At 46.1% G+C, this 18,648-nt stretch carries 9 protein-coding genes; all 9 read right to left on the minus strand.

All coding sequences use genetic code 11. From position 1 onward, the window contains the following. Positions 1–248: 248 nt before the first annotated feature. Positions 249–3,536 (minus strand): AMP-binding protein, encoded by a 3,288-nt coding sequence (locus tag VN105_RS00370; protein WP_325636812.1) that lies wholly within the window; start codon positions 3,534–3,536, stop codon positions 249–251. 61 nt (positions 3,537–3,597) lie between these two features. Beyond that, the gene (locus VN105_RS00375; protein WP_325636814.1) at positions 3,598–5,517 is read right to left on the minus strand and encodes a class II aldolase/adducin family protein; all 1,920 of its coding nucleotides are present in this window, start codon (positions 5,515–5,517) and stop codon (positions 3,598–3,600) included. Between the two features lie 39 nt (positions 5,518–5,556). Beyond that, the gene (locus VN105_RS00380) at positions 5,557–6,303 is read right to left on the minus strand and encodes a glycosyltransferase family A protein (RefSeq protein WP_325636816.1); all 747 of its coding nucleotides are present in this window, start codon (positions 6,301–6,303) and stop codon (positions 5,557–5,559) included. 39 nt (positions 6,304–6,342) lie between these two features. Next, complete coding sequence (locus VN105_RS00385) at positions 6,343–7,527, minus strand: glycosyltransferase family 2 protein (RefSeq protein ID WP_325636818.1); 1,185 nt, start codon at positions 7,525–7,527, stop codon at positions 6,343–6,345. A 51-nt stretch (positions 7,528–7,578) separates the two neighbouring features. After that, the gene (locus tag VN105_RS00390; protein WP_325636820.1) at positions 7,579–12,441 is read right to left on the minus strand and encodes a non-ribosomal peptide synthetase; all 4,863 of its coding nucleotides are present in this window, start codon (positions 12,439–12,441) and stop codon (positions 7,579–7,581) included. Between the two features lie 96 nt (positions 12,442–12,537). After that, entirely contained in the window at positions 12,538–13,734 is a 1,197-nt protein-coding gene (locus tag VN105_RS00395; RefSeq protein ID WP_325636822.1) for a glycosyltransferase family 2 protein, read from the minus strand. 21 nt (positions 13,735–13,755) lie between these two features. Then, positions 13,756–15,153 (minus strand): condensation domain-containing protein, encoded by a 1,398-nt coding sequence (locus VN105_RS00400; RefSeq protein WP_325636824.1) that lies wholly within the window; start codon positions 15,151–15,153, stop codon positions 13,756–13,758. 64 nt (positions 15,154–15,217) lie between these two features. Next, positions 15,218–17,560 (minus strand): ABC transporter permease, encoded by a 2,343-nt coding sequence (locus VN105_RS00405; RefSeq protein ID WP_325636826.1) that lies wholly within the window; start codon positions 17,558–17,560, stop codon positions 15,218–15,220. A 79-nt stretch (positions 17,561–17,639) separates the two neighbouring features. After that, a complete protein-coding gene (locus VN105_RS00410; RefSeq protein ID WP_325636828.1) occupies positions 17,640–18,632 on the minus strand; it encodes a TauD/TfdA family dioxygenase in 993 nt (330 codons plus the stop codon). Positions 18,633–18,648: the final 16 nt, after the last annotated feature.

Here is an 18,648-nt window from a genome sequence, read left to right on the forward strand (position 1 = left end):
GGCCGGCATTATCTTAATCTAAATAACAGGAAAAAGCTCCTTAACTCAGCTCTTCGGGCGGTGCATCTTTTCTAAGAATGTCCTTTTCCCACACTTTCATTTAACAACTGTTCCGCATAGGTCTAAGATGGAAGCAGCACCGCATCGGTGTTTTGAAATATTCTTTATTGGATGGAGTCAAAGGAAGGATTTATTTATAGAAGATAGGTAGCAGAGAATCTTCATCGGTCCGGGATAACTATCCTGTTTCAGACTATCCCTGAAAAAATAACGCGGGCCAGTTCGCTGGCATTCCGGAGATCTGCTGTTTCCACGGAAATCTCTCCTGTACAATATTCACGGAAAATGCTGTTGGTCGCATCATGCTGTTCTCCGGATCCGATCAGTGAGATCTTCCCGGTATACTTTCCCGCTGGCTGGTACTTCCCGGTTAATATAGCTGAATGCTCTAATGCTCCGGTAAATTGTTCGTATTCTTCCTTATCATCCACCCCGGTAGTAACAAGGAAAGCGGTTTGCGCCTTCACGCCTATCGCCTCCAGTTGCAGGCATATTTCAAATGTAAGCGAAGCGCCCAAAGCCCATCCTGCCAGGTATATCATTTTGCCTTTGCCCAATTGAAGGATTATGTTCTTATAAAAAACTGCCAGTGTTTCCATACTTCTTCCAAAAGTACGATACCTGTCTGCAGCAACAGGGGCAAACATCACCAGATCCGCTTCCGCAGGAACCAAAGAGGCCCATTCAGCATAAAATGGCATGCCGGTCAGTGGAGGAATCATAAAAAAGATATGTTTATGGCTGTGATGGTGATGGAACAATTCGTAGTCGCTATGCTGTACCGCTTTATTTTCCGCCGCGGCCCGCTCTATAAATGCCGCCAGCTTTCCGATCGTATTGCTGGCGAATAGTTGTGTTGCTTTCAGTTTAATATTGAACTCCTCTCCCAGTTTGAACGCAGCCCGCATCAGTACTATAGAATTAGCTCCCATGGCATACAGATCTTCGTCTATCGACACCGGAATATCCGGCATCAGGCTGGTAAATATTGTATATACGCGCTCCTCTGTAACAGAAGCAGGCAACCTGGACTGCTTACTGTTTTCGCGATGAAGCTGCTCCTGAAGTTCCATATAATCGATCTTTCCCGTAACAGTTCGTGGAAACGCTTTCACTGTCATAATTCTGGCGGGCACCTCATAGGCAGGCAACCGTTCGGAAAGGAATTGTTTAAGTATATTTTCAGAAAAAAGGGAGGGCTCATTTACCTGGCAAAACGCCGCAAGCCTCGACGCCTCCCCTCTGCTATCCAATAATACCGTTGCTTTTATAATGCCTTCAAACTGCTCAAGGGTATACTCTATTTCACCGGGTTCTATTCTGTATCCTCTCAGCTTAATCATCCTGTTTTTCCTCCCTACATAGTGCAACACGTGATTTTCATCCATAAAACCCAGATCGCCGGTCCTATATGCACGCGGGAAGCTATCTCCATGCCTAAAAGCATTTTCGTTGTTGCCCGCATTCAGATACCCTGCAGACACACTGCTGCCCTCTACCAGTATCTCTCCCACTACATTCAGCGGCTTTATGTTCAGGTGGCTGTCTACAATACTGATGGTGGTATTATAGGTTGGCTTACCAATCGGATAGTATTCAAACGGGCCGTCATAGTTGAGGTTATAAACTGTGGAAGAAGCCTCTGTTGCACCGTATCTGCAGAGTATTGTCACGCCAGGTACGGCATTGTGTATAAGTCTGAAGTCGGCCGACTTAATGGCCTCTCCCCGGAGTTCAAGCAACCTGACCTGTTTCAGCTGCTCCATCTTATTACCATCTATCAACACCTTCACAAAGCTGGGTGTCAATGAAATCCTGGTAACGTTCTTTTCTGCCAGCATACCACAAAATCCATCCACGTGATGATAAAGCGACTCCGGTATTACCAGTAACCTGGCACCCTGACTAAGCGCCTCAAAAATGTTACGGACAGATGGACTAAAGGACAACCTGATATTCATACAGAATGTTTCATCCCGGGTAGCCGGGAAGTGATGTCGCAACCACACCAAACCATTCAGTACATTCTGGTGGCAGGTTCTTACAATCTTAGGTTCGCCGGTAGAGCCTGAAGTATAATATAATATGCAGTTGTCTGCCGGAGAACAGGTAACTGGTACACTTTTCAGAGCAGCGGCCGGGAGTTGCTCCGGCAAACCAATCAATATACAATCCGGTAATGAAGAAAGCAGTAGTTCACTCATTCCTTCCATTTCCTGCTCACCCAATATACAGGCGGATAACTCCGAAGCTTTTGCCAGCCACTGTAACTTATTGGCCGGGAATCCATGCTCAAGACTGACAATACTGCACCCTGCCTTCAACACTCCCAGTACACCTGCTATCAGGTTCACAGAATAGTGCATGTAAATACCCACCGGTCCGGAGATACCCCTGCCGGTCAGCAGGTTGGCGATATAATTACTCCTTTCGTCCAGCGTTGCATAGGTCATGGAACCGCCTTCAGCATCTTCCACGGCAATACATCCGGGATAATTTTTCACCGATGCACTGAACAGCTCCACCAGGGAAAAAGCCGGAATCACAGCTTTCGGGCCACTGGTCCGGGCCAGGGCAATATCCTGCCTGAAAATGCCTGCAGACACCAGCAGCTGATCTCTGATCACGCCCAGGCTATTATATTGCTGCATCACCAGGTTCATCATTTCCTTTACCATCTTTTCGGGAAACAGATCTGCCCTAAAATGAATTTCGAACATTACGTCTGTTTCAGTAGGGGTAACGATTATTTCCATAGAGAAGGGAGAAGCAGCAATCCCCACGAAAGACCGGGCATTTTCAGTACCCACGGTGGTATCCCGGAAACGAAAATATACACTGAAAAGACTGCCCCCGGCCATATCTGGTACGGCGGCAGAAAAATGTTCTGATTGTGACAGCTGCGTGCTAAAATCCTGAAGCGCTTCCATCACCGTTTTGTTCTGATAAAAGTCGTATACCAGCGGTACCACGCCATTTCCCGGACCTGCCATGGTATGCTGGTCATCACGCTGCGGGAGCATGTTCCCCCATACAAACCTGCTTTCGCCATAGTAGGCAGACAATACCCAGCCACCGGTAAAGTTGAGTGCAGTAGCTGCATTAATAGCCTGTTGCTTCAGGAAGGATAAGATGTCCCTGTTATGCTGATAAGATAAATGCAATACACCGGCAGTTCCCCGCTTCATTGTGGCATCGCGTACAATCACATTTTCAGGCAGTGTAGGCTCCAGGCCGTGCAGCAGTTGTTGCCAATATTCCGCGGCCTCCGCCTGGACCGGAAACAGCGTGTTACCGGCTACTTCCCGCGCTTTTAGAAAACCAATGATCTCTTCCTTACGCGCCTTTATCGTTTCAATAAGCGGCTGGTTTTTCATGTTGTTTTTCGACAACACAATGCTCAGATTACCGGAATCATTGATGGCTATGTCAATATGATTACGTTCTATCTCCAGGATCAGATCGTTAATGCTCATATAAATAAGGTTAATATTGGGAATGGCAGGCATTATCCGGTTTTGTACGATACCGGATACGTTAAATATCGATGGATTGGGGATAATAATCGGTAATATCAGGATACTGGCGCTCTACTCTCCGCGCCAGTGCGTCGAACTCTATTTTAAAACCCAGCGGATTTGCAATCCATTCCCTGGAAGCCAATGCTGTGGCAGCATCTACCAACCGGAGGTCTGTGTTCAATTCCCGGGCTTTCACATTCAAACGGAGTGCCCTTTCCAGGCATACCATATACATCACCGCTGTTTCCAGTTCGTCGCCACAGGTAAGCGCACCATGGTTAGCCAATATAGCCACATTTTTCCCCTGCAACGCATCCGCCAGCTTATGCGCACTTCCGAGATTATTTACAGGGCCATCAAAATCCCGGTAAACCACGTGATTATCGTAGAACATACAACTGTTCTGATCAATGGGAAGGATACTGCAATCTGCAAAAGCAGAAAAAAGAGTGCCCCATGGAGAGTGCGTATGTACAATACAACTCACATCTTTATTAGCCTGATGTATGGAAGAGTGAATACAGAATCCGGCAACATTCACCGGGTGATCGCCCTCTACTACCACACCATTTTCGTCTACCATCACCAGGTTGTCTGGTGTCACTTCATCAAACAGTACCCCAAACGGGTTTACCCAGAAAAGATTCTGCGAACCCGGCACCTTCAGGCTGATATGGCCGCTAATGCTTCCTTCATCCAACTCCAGCATTCTCAACAGCCGGCAAGACAAAGCCAGCTTGTATTTGAGCATAACCTTGCTGTTATCAAACCTGGACTCTTTCAGGAAGAAATGTTTCGATGTGGTTTGCCGCGAGTTGGCGACAATATCTTCTTCATGCACACCGCTATTTTCCGGGGTAGGATTATCAAAATGCATATGCGGGATACTTTCGGGATAATTATCAATACCATCTTCTTCAGACATGGCTACCAACAGGCTCCTGCTTCCCGTGTACGGGTCCCTGCCATGGGTATAGGCCAGGTTATCCATCATCAACAGATCCCCATCTTCCCAATCAAACCTGAACATCACCTGATCGTATGCGTTTCTGATAGCTTCCATATCCCCGGTGGAAATAGGAGTGCCATCGGCCAGGTAGGCATTTCTCGGCAAATGATTTTCCCCGTAGGCATCCACCAGATAACGCATTACTTCAGTATTCAGGTTAGAGGAATGAAAAAGATGGGCCTGGTTAAACCATATCTTTGCGCCCGACCGCCGGTCCACAATGGTGGCCTGTGCAATCTGGGATAACCTGAGCTGATTATTATCCAACCATTTGTAAGACATTTTCTTCTCCTTACAATACGCCTCCACCTCTCTTTTATCCGTAGTACCAAAAAAATCCTTCCAGCTGATATCCATTTCATCTGAGAAATTCCTCACGTACATGACACCGCCTTTCGATTCAAAGCGGTCCACAACAGCCGCGGGGATCTGTTTTAAGACCGCTTCGCTGTTACATATGGGTGTTTGCCCACCTGTGCTGGCGGCAGATTCACAGTAAAAAAACAATTTTTTAGGCCAGAACCCCGAATATGAATGCTCATTATGCTGTGGAATATGCTGGTCTTTAGGGTATTCCGTGGAGGTATACACCGCATCTCCCAACCTCGTTCTGGGGGTAGATGGTTCGGCGTAAGTCAATGCGCCGCCATCAGAAGTCAGTTTTACCACCTGGGCCAGCCCCTCTTTGCCCAAACTGTAAAAACCCCGGAATAACAACGCCCGCTGGCGTTCATAGAGGGCCGTAACAAAACCGGCATGCTGCAGGATCCACTCCGGTAGCAGGCACCCTTTTTCAAGTGCAGTAACAACACAAACACGCGTATATGCGTTGCCGATAAACGTCAGTTCCACATTTGCCGGTAAAGCTACATCCGTTAATGTATCCTGCAGCCCGGACCTGATCAGGTTTTCCGTTGTATTTTCCATTTTCTGATTTTTGAAAGGTGAAAAACTTAGTCTCCCGTGTTACTCATGTAAACCTAATTCCATGCTGTTGATAAAGGCCCTGCATTCTTCGGGGCTGTATTCGCTGTCCAGTATGTTGGCGATCAAAGACGAATAGCCGGCCAATTCCATACTCTTTTCAAATATTTTTGAAAAATGGTCTACGCCCCAGGTATTGTTACCATGATATATATACACATACAGGTCGGGCCGGTCGTCGATATAAACCAGGTGATTATTTTCATGCAGGTACTCTATGATATCTGTATCTTCTCCCCTTACTTTATGTTCATATTTTCTGCCTGTAAATACTTCCTTACGACACATGATACTACCTTCCCATCGTCTGCGGTTAGATAGAAACGCTCTTCCGGAGCTGCTGTCATACACCAGCCACCTTGTGAGCAGGCACCCACTGACCTTCGTCTCACAAATAACCTGATGCTGATACTCAAGCCGTTCCATATGATACCAGTCATCATCATCCCACTGGCATATAAATTCACCTGTTGCCGCCCGCACGGCAAGGTTTCTTAATTCGCCCAGTGTTTTTTTGGGTTCGCCCTGTATGCAGATGAGTTTTATATTGTCTTCCGGTTGCATCTCCGCAAGAAAGGCAAGCGTTGACAAATCATTATCTTCAAACAGGATGACCAGCTCTTTATGCTGATAGGTTTGTGCTGCAAAACATCTGACAGCCCGGGCGAGCAGCGCCGGTTTCCGGTGAGTAACACAAATGCAGGATATTAATGGGTTGCTGGAAGACATACAAGAATTTTTAAGCATTTTACAATACAGGTTCAATGATCATTTTTCACTGGTGGCTTCATCCAGCACCAAATCCTGGTTTCTCATTTTAACAATGTTTATCCTGTCTTCTCCACTTTCTTTCTTTCTTCTTCCAAAAACGATTGCCGCGTACCACCAGGCCCAAAAAGAAACGGCCAGCCAAAACAGGGGATATATTGCAATCAGGCAGGCGTCTTTGAAAGATATTTCCTTTCTCTCATCGGGGTTACTGACAAAAAGCAGAAAATAATAGCTCAAAACAGCCAGACAGGTGCCTCCCAATATGTACAGTGCCACTTTGGTGCTCAGCAGAAAAACCAGGAGTATTTCCAGTGGTAATAACAACATGCAAATAATCCCCATTGCGTCTTGCAGGGTGCGGATACCAATCCGCCTGAAATGGAGCAACATCTTAATGTAAAATCCCTTTTCCTTGAAAAAGGTTTCGATATACCCCAGGTACCAGCGCTTCCGCTGTATTACCAAAGCACGGAAAGTCAGAGGAGGCCGGGTAAGCGCCAGGATATCCTTCGAGTACAATGTTTCCAGCCCCAGTTTAAGCGCCAGTACCGTAGCCTCTCTGTCTTCCCCGTTACGCAATCCGCTGTGGGAGGCATATACGTCCAGCAACAGCTTCCGTTTAAAACAGGAGCCCGCCCCGGGCATAACAGGCACGCTGTTCTCCTTCCGGTGGAACTTATAGTACATGCGTGCAAAAGCATATTCAAGCCGTTGCAGCTGGAAACACAGCCCGCTTCCCGAGAAAGGGAGCATCCTGAAATAACAGCCGATATACGCCGGTGTTTTGTCCAGGATATTCAGGGAGTGTGGTAATGCTGATAAGTTCTTCAGATCAGTATCAAAATCCGACAGGATAACATACTCATGTTGTACTGCCGCCGACACGATACATAAAGCCCCTACCTTCATGGCATTCGGCCTTACCGAAGCAAAAAAGAAGGCGTCGGGGAACTCATTCACGAAGGCTAAAATCCTGGAATAACTATCATCTGTGGAGCCGTCATCAATCAGGATAACATCCATCAAATCTTCATACTCTTCTGCAAGCATCCTGAAGTAGTGCAGCCGGTTTAACAGATCAAAGTTTTTCCCTTCGTTATACTGTGGTATCAGCAGAGCAACCTTTTTTGTACCTACCGGCATTCCATTCATCCATTTGAGTTCAATGTTTCTGCTTTTCATTTTCTCTATCATAACGAACAGGTTAAAACTTAAATGCTAACAATCCTTTTTCTAAATGAGAATCCCGCTTTCCTCGCCTGTAGCGAGAACAGCTCTTGATCTGATGAATGATGCAATATGCTGTATAGTGGGGTTTCTGAATATTTCCGTTATTGAAATGCGGATATTAAAACGCAAATGAACTTTATCTCCCATCAGCATCACCGTTAGTGAATTGCCGCCCAACCGAAAAAAACTGCTGTTTATTCCAATCTTACCTTTATCGGTTTGTAATACTTCGGCCCATATTTCAGCCAACAGGTCTTCTACCTCATTCCGGGGAACTATTAAGGATTCCTCCTCCACCCATTTTTCATAATGTTGTCTGTTAACCTGGTCTGCCAGTTCCACTGCGCCATTTGCCAGTTTTTTGCCGGTACAACCAGTCCTGTACATTCCTTTGCTGCCAATGCATATTTCCCCGGTGATACCCATGGGCAGTTGCTGACCGTTGGCGTCCGTTATGAAAACGGATGGATATTCAGGTACCGGATCACCGGGCTGCCAGGTAACTGCCAATCCTGTGTGGGGTTCTTCTTTTATCCAATCCCACAGCGGCCTGCAAACCAGGTCCGTTCCTATGGATACAGCCGGATCATCTAAAATATTAGCGCCTATGATCCATTTCACCCCGTTGTTCTTCAATACAGCAGTTAACTGTGTTGCCGCTGTATCCGGATCCAGTGGCAGGTATGCGGCGCCTGCCTTCAGGATACCCATTACAGCGATGATCATGTTTGCCGATTGATCAGCCATTACCCCCACCACGGCTTCCTTTTCCAGGCCGTTTCTGTGCAATACTGTTGCCAGGCGGTTTGCCTGGCGGTTAACTTCACCACAGGAAAATGTGTTTCCTTTACTGATTAATGCAACACTGTCAGGCGTCCGCGCTTCCTGCCGTTCAACCAGATCTGCGAAATCTATTTCCCTGCCAACATCTGTAATGAAGTAACCAATAACACGTTCCCATGCGCTGCAGATGGTTTGTTGCACCGAAGCAATAAAATCACTGTAGTATAACAATTCCAACTCGTAGGTACCTGCTACTTTGCTAACATTAAAAGTCAGCTTATAATTAGTTACCGACCAGTCTTCCAGCGCCGCATCTTCCCGGTGATACCTGTCAAGCCCCGTTGCTGAATCATAAACATGGAAGTCCATGTAATTAAATATGATATCGAATAAGGGCGTTTCATCCGGTAGCGAATTACCCGGCAAACCGGATATTTCTGCCAGTGTACTATGTTTATACAGTTGTACTCCTTTCATTTTCGCAGTAACCTGTCGGACGAGATCCCTGTAGGTATCCCCTGGCGCCATGATATAACGGACCGGCAGCGTATTCAGAAAACATCCCAGTACTTTATCACCGTCTTCCGTTTCAGGGCGATTATTTAATACCATCCCGATGGTCACCTCCCGCTCATGCGTCAGTATTTTCATCGTTTGTAAACAGGCGGCCATCAGCAGGGTCCGTACATCACTATCAAGTTGTACCGCACAGGCATCCAGCCCTTGCCCCCATACCAATGGCAACCTGAATTTCATAGAAGTAACGCTTGTAGCCGGGCCGGTATCTGCAGGCAACAGCAACGGTTTCAGTCCACGCAGTTCCTTTTCCCAGAAAAGCCTGTTGTTCGCATTACCCTTGCCAGCGTATTCCTGTACCACATAATCCCTGTAAGTTATTTTTAGCAGAGATGGCTTATAGGTATTATCTTCATACAAACGGAGATAGATATTATGCAATTCAGTTTTAAAGGAAGCATCGCTCCAGCCGTCAATAATTGCATGATATACCACCCATACCATGATGATCTCATCTTTTCTGAGGGAGAAAATATTTAATCGCCATAAAGGTGCGCTGGTAATATCAAAAGGATTCCTTCTGTCTTCAGCCAGGAAGTTCTGTATACGTGTACCCGCGTCCTGTTCCTGTTCTCCGGAAAGATCAACATACAGCAGCGCCGGTGTTATTTCCTTATAAACAATCTGTACCGGCATGGCATATGTATGGAGATCAAAACCTGTTCTCAGGATGGGGTGTTTTTCAATCATCAGTAGCAGGGCCTGCCTGAACCGGGGGAAATTAAAGTCAGGATACTGTAGCCGGTGTATCATCTGGTCGTGGTACAATGCAAGGTTGTCTGCACTTCTCGAATGATAGATCATTCCGAGTTGTATATCACTGAGCGGAAAAGCATCGTCAACCTTATCCGGCGATGGTATCTGTTGCAGTACCGTATCGGCTATTCTTGTAAAATCCGCTTTCACACGGTCAATAACATCATTGCCGGCATCTTCCTTCTTTCTGTGCATACAAGCCAGTAACTGCCTCACCGTAGGATGCGTGAGCAGATCGCTGACCGTTAGTTTTACACCGGCTGTTTTGTTGAGTGTAGCTATCATTCTGATAGCTTTGATAGAATCGCCGCCAGACAGATAAAAATCTGATGTTACCTGAATATCCGGCTTTTTCAGGATATCCCGCCAGATGTCCAGCAGACGGGTTTCTTCTTCACTAACGGGTGTTCTTCCCGGTTCTTCCGGAGAAGCCCTGTAGGCAGGAAGCGAAGCTTTGTCCAGCTTACCGCCCGCCGTAAGCGGAATGGCGTCAATGCGGATAAAGAACGATGGCAACATATATACCGGTAACCGCTTCAGGCAATAGTCCCTCAAGGCTGTTTCCTCAATAGCTTCCGCTGAAATATAATAACATGCCAGGGTGCCGGCCCCATCTTTCTCCTGCTGAAAAACAACCTGCGCTTCCATTATTCCTTCAAAACCCAATAACTGCCGTTTAATTTCATCGGGTTCAACCCGGTAGCCATTTATTTTTACCTGTTCGTCTATCCTCCCCAGGTAATGAATATTCATTTGAGGCGACATGACCGCCAGATCACCTGTTTTGTACAACAATCCTCCATTCCGGAAGGGATCTGTCAGAAAGCGGGCAGCGGTAAGCGCTGTCTGATGATAATATCCCGGTGCTACACTGCTGCCGCCGATATATAACTCGCCGGGAAACCCTACTGGTTGAGGCCTCATTTGTTCATCCAGTATATAAATACCCGTATTACTGACAGGCTTTCCGATGGGAACAGACAAACCGTAGTCACTGCTGAGGTCTACGCGGTGAATCATACATCCCACCGTAGCTTCAGTAGGACCATATTCATTGTATATGTCTACCTTTCCTCCAAACAGCTCAGCTATTTTTTGAGCGATCTCGCAGGTAAGGTTTTCTCCACCAACGATCAGTGTCTTTAATCGCAACGGACCTATGGCAGCCAGCTGATCCCTGCTTATCAGTTGTATCAGCAGCCGCAGATGAGAAGGCGTTACTTTCAATATGTCCGTTTTGTTGTCCATCACAATGGCGCCAACGGCAAAGTCATTCTCCCCCTCCTGGTAAAGCACCATTTTTCCCCCTGCTGTCAGCGGTAAGAAAAGTGAGGTGATGGACATATCAAATGCGATGTTTGAATGCAGCGCGATACTTGTTGCATTGGCTGTTATATAAGCCTGCTCTGCCCAGTGCAGGTAATTCATCAGGTTACCATGAGTTATCTGCACCCCTTTGGGTTTTCCCGTGGTTCCGGATGTATAAATGATATATACAACATCCGACAACAATGGCGGCGACGCCGGCATTGCCTTCAGCGGAACTTCCGGCAGGTGACTGTTTACTGGTATTCCTTTCCCGTTGCAAAACGGGGTAATCCCTGGTTTCCGTTCAAGGTAATAGGAATCCGCTATCAGCATGCCTGCTTCGGTGTCGGAGAGAATGTACTGTATTCTTTCTTCGGGATCTTCCACGTTCAGGGGAACATAGATATGCCCCGATTTTATTATGCCTGTTATCCAAACCAAGAGGTCTGTATTGCGGCGATGCAGTACGCAGATCTTTGCTTTGCCGGAAATGCGGCTTCGCAGATCATGCATAACGGCGTCTGACCTTTTATCCAGTTCTGCGAAAGTGAGCTGCAACGCCCCCTGTTCCAGTGCAATCTGCCCGGGTTTTCGTTGCACATTGTCCCGGAAGGCATCACAAAATGAGCCCCGGGCCGGCAAGCCGGTATCCGTTGCATTAAATGTATTCACAACTGCGTTCTCTTCTTCCGCCAACATATAGCTGTGATGTTGCAGCATCATATCGGGGGCGCCGATAACCTGGTTAAAGAAAACATCTATCCGCCTCACTACATTCTCTACAGCCAGTTCACTATATAAGCTGCTGTTGTAATGCACTTCCACGGTAATATCCTGTTCGGCGCGGGAAAAGAAAATATTGAAATTCACTTTGGTATCTTCCGCCGGCTTTCGTTTCTGTACATTTTCCAATGTCAGTGAAATATCAAATAACTTCAGTTCTTCTTCTTCAAAAATCCTGTGTCCCAGTTCCTCTCTTAATACAGATAACGGATAAGTGGCATGTTCGTTAATTTCCCTGACCACGTCCCGGATTTTATTCAGCAAATCCCGGCCGGTGATGTTGTCCTGATGATCATACATCAATACCAGCATCTGGTTGAATACGTCATCTTCTTTCAGATTACCGAGAACAGGAGTGCCGACTGACACCGTCTGTTGCCTTGTAATCCTGCTGATCGTATAACATACAGCAGCGCAAACAGCCACATAAAGCCTGATATCCTCACCACGGGTAAATTCCCACAACAGGCTGCCCGATGCATGGGACAGGGAGGTACGGAAGGTTTTGAAGCAGGAAGTATTCTCATGCCGGATATTATCAAAAGGAAAACAAGACAGCTCAACACCATGGGAAAGCGTTGCCCGCCAGAAAGCATCTTCTTTCTTCCTTTGGTGAGCCAGAACAACCAGGTCACTCTTCAGGTTAAAATCTGTCGGCATAAACGTTGATTTTAGGAGTAAACAATAGAACAGGATGGGATCACATAACTAATCCTGCTTTTCAGCCGCCGGCTGATTATAAATATAGATGTGGTATTATTCCACATGTATGGGTGCTGACCAGTCAAAATTCCTGAAAACCGTTCCCTGACCAAACATCCCATTATTTACGGCTGTTACTTTTTCATCGATATTGGTAATCATAATGAGCCGGTTATTATAGTCCATTTCGAAATACAATATCAGGTGAAACAACGCTTCATTTGTTACCGGGAACAACACTGTACAGCCTGCGCCGTCGATATCTCCACTGAGGCTTTCCCCGTTCTTTTTCAGCCTGCTGTTCGTTGATAAGCCTTCCGTATCCATCAGCACCACATCGTCATCCGTTTCTTTCCACATGCCTTCCTGCCAGAAAGTGCCAGCCAGCTCATGACTGTACTGATGCCGCCGCTCATCAAAAGCAAGCGCAAACACCTCGTCATTTGCAGCCTTTATCAGGTTATTTACAATCACTCCTTTTCTATAGGTGCAGTCCCGGAAAAGGATCAATACCAATACCTCTTCTTCTGTTTCAGGTGATGTGCTGTCTGTGTATATGGCCGTTACTTTACCAGACAACTGCCTTACATCATATTTCTCCTTATGATCCATCGCCTGCAGGAAGGCTTTGCAGGTTAAAGACCGCTTTTCAAGTCCGGCGTTTTGCAAGCGGTTGTTAAAATCAGCATCTTCCCATCCATACACTTTCATCCTTTCATCAAATCCGCCGATTTGAAGGAAATCAGACTTGCGTACACAAATAACCCCCGCAGTTCCACTGTCAAACCCGAACCTTGGAGAAGGGAACAGATACAGGTTTTTATGCTCCCGGAATACATGGTTAATATGCCAGGCCAGACCGGCGCCGATAAAAGTATCAGCGTTAATGTTGCACACAATGTCACCGGAAGCCAGTTTAAACGCAAGATTTTTAGAATGGCTGTGGCTGAATACTTCCGGCTGAAAGGTTTTATAATAAACTACTTTTCCATTTTTCAGGCATGGCAATAGTTTTCTTTTCGCCCATTTGTCCATTCCATCGCGGGAGTTGTAATCCAGCAACAGCACATCAATATTTTTCCATGAGTGAATCTTCCGGAGATTCTTCCAAAAAGTTTTTTTAAGATGGAACAGCCGCTCTTTGCAGATAATACACAGGGTAATACGGAGTTGTTCCCGGTGATGGCAGGTATATGTCCCCCATCTTCTGTTAAAAAGATGCTTTTCAATAAACCGGTAGCTTTTTTTCATATAATTATGTTAGCCGGTCAGTCATACAGTTTCCCGCAGTTCACCCGTTATCCGGCTTACCGGCCATGTGGGGTATTCACACATTAACCGTAATACTGCCAGGTGTTTTTCGGCGAAGCGTTCCACTGTGCTGGCCGTGTATAGATTAAGGTTATACTTCCAGCAGCACTCAATGCCGTCGGCAAATTCTGCAGCGAAATAGGAAAGCGCGTAGTATTCCAGTCCATCAAGCGGTTGGTGTACTTTTTCCCGTACTGGTCCGATGTTGCGGTCGCCAATAATTTTGTTACTCTTGAAATTCAGATAAATATCAGAGAATACCCTCACCTTGCCGCCGTCCTGGCCTACCAGGTGATGGTCGTAAATCACATGTCTCACGGATTCCAGAAATTCAACCTGTGCATTCATCACAGATTCGCTGACTGATTGTCTCTGGTCAACAGGATTGCCCAGGTATATTCCACCTCCCAGGTAACCGATAATGTTTTCGAATCCGGGGGAATACCGCCCGGAAACAGGCATGGCGATCAGCATACGTTCCCTGTCAATTTCGGAAAGCAACAGCAATCGCAAACTGACAATGATCACTGCACCGAGTCCGACTTTATTGACCATTGCCAACGCAGACATCCTTTCATATAATTCCGGTTCAATATCGCAGATGTAACAGGCTGCTTCTTCCCTGTTCAGGAAAGCTGTCACTTCTTTGTCGGTCAGAAGCGGCGATGGCGTTACCGGGTGATCATCTTCCGGTACACTGTTCATTAAATCGAAGAGTTTGGGCACCTGGCTGCGGTCCATAAACCAGGATAGTTTATTATGCCAATAGGCAGTAAGCTCCCCTTTCCGGGTAGCCATCCATTCCTTTTGCCACTCCACGTAATGCCGGAGCTGGGCGGGCGCCGGGCTATCATCTACAGGTTCTTTGTTTAATATTGACCAATACAAATTATTCACGTCCCTCAGCATTACTGATAGTGACCAGCCATCTGATATCAGGTGGTGGATCAGTAAAGTAAGGCAATAGGTATCTTTACCGGTTTTGAGCACATAACAGCACCATAAAGGCGGCGTATGCGCAGGTTTTAACCTGACGCGCCACTCATTTTCCTTTTGTTTCATGGAGGCCTCCATATCCGGCGCATCGCTGATATCATAGTAATAAAAAGGGACCTGCTGCGCATCATAGGGGAGCACATATTGTTTCAGGCCATCGTCTGTCAGCGTGAAAGCTGTCCGCAGGCTATCATGTTTTCCTGCCATTACTGCAATAGCCTGCCGTACAACAGGTATCTCGAGGTTTTCTGTATCAACGTTGATCATCAGGATCTGATGCTGTACCAGGTCATCCAGGCCGGCATGATAGTGATAGCATTGTACCTGTTCTAATGTTGCATCATAGATTGTTTGCATAGCCATATGTACTTTCTTTAAATGGGGAATAACTATTCGGCACGGAGGAAATTAACCGGCTTTTCGCGCACTACCTTTGCAATAGAGGCATAGGTAATAAATGCCGTAATACCAGCACGATCATGAGAGGAACCAATATAAACCAAAGCCCGATGCCAATGGCATAGGCATAACTTCCCAGCCAGCTTTCAATGGTAAAATAAGTGACGGGAAAACTCACAAGGCATGCTATAAGGATTAATTTGATCAGTTTCCGGTAATTGGAAAGCAGGATATCGCCAACATCAGCCCCCAGTATTCTTCGTATAGCAAAACTCCGTGCTTTTTTCTTCATGTAGTAGGAATATACGGCCCATACCCCGATACCGCTCAGTAACATTGCCAGCACTGTTAATACCACCACCCACTTACCAAACTTCCGGTCTTCGCTGTACTGGGCATTATATGCGTCGCCAAGAAACTTGTATTCAAAGCCGTATCCCGGGTAAATTTTATTAAATGCTTTTCTTACTGATGCTATCGTTTTATTTAACTCCCCTGGTTTTATCCGGATCGAGAAATAGTCGCTCGACCATTTATAGTACCGGAAACAGGCCGGTAATATGTTTTCTTTCAGGGAAACCTGGTTATAGTCGCCAATAACACCTACAATCTTGTATTCGCGCTCATTGTCAAACCGCACAAATTTCCCTACTGCTTCCTGAATGCTTTTATATCCAAAGGATTTTACAAACGACTCGTTCACCAGGAGGGAACCCAGTATGTCCGCATTTATTCCTGCAGAAAGATTCCGCCCGGCCAGCAACCGCACTTTATAAGTGTTTAGAAAATCAGGATCTATATGTCCCACTCTTGTGAGCTTGTGAATATCTGTGTTCTGTGGCGTTATAATATTCGTAGTGGTATATGGCCGCCCGGGATAGGACGAAAACGTGACGTTGATCACTCCGTTGTCCTGCATGAGTTCATTCTTAAAGGCATCCCCGCTTCTGTTCTCCAGGGGGCGAGCCTCTTCGGGGTTAGCTACCATAATCACATTGTCCAGGTTAATTCCCAGGTCTTTTGTTGCAACAAACCGGAACTGTTTATAGATAGACATACTGGCTGCTGTTAGTCCTATACAGAAAATGAACTGTACAACAATCAGCGCATTCCTCAAAAATATGCCGACTGCATCTGCGGTAAGCTTCTTTTTAAATACATCCAGCGGCCGGAAAGAAGACAGCACGAAGGCGGGGAGCAGGCTCGAAGCCACCGCCACCACTATCATTATCAGGAGAATGAGGAGGAAATGCCATCCATCAAACATATCTCCCGTGTGGTAGCTCAGTTCAAAAAAAGTATCTACAAAGGGAAGGAAAATAATACCGATCGCAAATATCAGCCCTATGAGGTTCAGTATAAGCGATTCCATCATAAACTGCACAAACACCTGGTGCCGCTGCGCTCCCATGATCTTTCTCATCGCAATATCCTTCCCCCTGTCCAGCGATTTAATGAAAGAAATATTGATAAAGTTGATGGTGGAGATCACCACGATAATTACTGCCACAACCAGCAGGAAATTGATCAGGCTGACATTGGCTGTTTTACAGCTCAGGCATTCCACATCGGCCGACTTCAGATGAAAATCCTTCATTTGCTGCAACGTGTACATTACTTTTACCTGGGGAAGGAAATTGTAATTGGCCGCATGTAGCCGGGTGAGCTTATTTTCAAGGGACTTTTTGTTTACATTATCCTGTAATACCAGGTAAAGATGCAGGATGGTATTATCCTTCCAGTTAAAATTCTCTTTTAATCCGGGAAAAGAAGATAAAGAGATCAGTATGTCATAATTGAGCGTGGAATTAGAAGGAGGGTCCGCGAACACTCCTTTTACAATGAGGTTCTGCCCATCGTAATTGATGATTTTTGTCAGCGGGTCTTCTTCTTTAAACAGTCTTTTGGCGAAGCGGTCAGAAATAAATACCGTATTGGTCATCCCCAGGTCTTTCACACTACCCCTGAGCAGCGGGAACGTGAAAACATCAAAAAAAGAAGAATCCACATACAACGAAAACGTATTGGTTCTGACGATAGTGTTATTATAAGCTACGTTGAGTCCCGGCCAATTTTCAATGGCCCTGGCCCATTTTTCAACTCCCGGCAGCTCTCCAGCGGCCGGCCCCATTTGCAGTGGCGTTCCCGGTTCTTTTTTCTCCAGACGGCCATATTCGTAGCGGGACATCACCACCCGGTAAATGCTGTTTCTATTTTCATGGAAATTGTCATAGCCATATTCAAAGAAAACGATCTGGAGGATCTTTATCAATATTGCCATGCTGATGGAAAACCCAGCAATGATGATAACGCTGGATAGCATATTATTCCTCGCATTCCTTAAAAATGCACGAAAGTAACTTTTAAACATGATGCTGTTGATGAAATGAGGTCAGTGAAGTGGGTTAATGAAGGGCATTCATAAATTGGCGTTGTTATAGTGACTGTTTTCAAACAGACTGGCTAACCGGATTCCCCATCGCCACCAGGATCCTCCTTTCGCCTTCAAAAGGCATTCTGCCGTGTGCGAACAACATGTTGTCCAGCAGTAACACATCTCCTTTCTGCCATGGAAAAACAATACGGGATTTTTCATATGCCAGTCTGATTTCCTCTATCACTTCCTTTTCTATTTCTTCCCCGTCGCCGTAGTAGCTCACAAATGGCAGATCTTCAGGGGGGATCACTTCCAGGATAAATTCTTCCAGTAAATGTTTGCTATAAAAGAAAGCGTGATTAAACCATACCTGCTCCCCGCTGTCAGGATGGATTCTGAATGCAGGACGGCTCCATTTCAGCCGCAGATGGTCTTCAGAAACCCATTCAACCTGATAATTGTTGTCCGTGAGTATTTTTTCCAGCTCTTCCCTGTTGTCGATCTGATAAATTTCCTTCCAGGACATACCCACCCCGGGCATAATGTTCCTCATATACAACACCCCTTTCCGGTTGAATTTCCGGATCACTTCTTCTTTGAGGAAAGACTTCATTTTTCTCACATCGGCAATGGGTGTTTCGCCGCCCGATGCTGCCGGAACATCCGCAAAAAAACAGATCCGTTGAGGCCATGGGCTGCCGTAGGAAGACTCTGTGTGCATATTGATGACCTGGTCATTTGGATGATCAGTTGAAGTGTACACATTTCCCAACACCGCGTGCCGGGGTGAAGTCCGCTGTTTGTATTCAATTTGTTCTTTAAAAATAGCAGGAAGGATTTCATTAAAACCTGAACTGCCTGCTATTTCAAATCCCCTGAACAACATGGCGCCATAGCTTTGCAAATACTGGTCTACCACTTCTCCCGATTGAGCCAGCCATTCACTTAGTCGCTGATGGGGCAGCATACTTGTCAAAACCACCGGGAAAACACCTGTTTCTTCCGGCGGATTTATTTCAACTCCATTGTGCAATAGCGGTTCCTGGTGGATATTACTGTGATTCATAACATTAATTTTTTAA

This window comes from Chitinophaga sp. (assembly GCF_035564935.1).
GTDB lineage: Bacteria > Bacteroidota > Bacteroidia > Chitinophagales > Chitinophagaceae > Chitinophaga.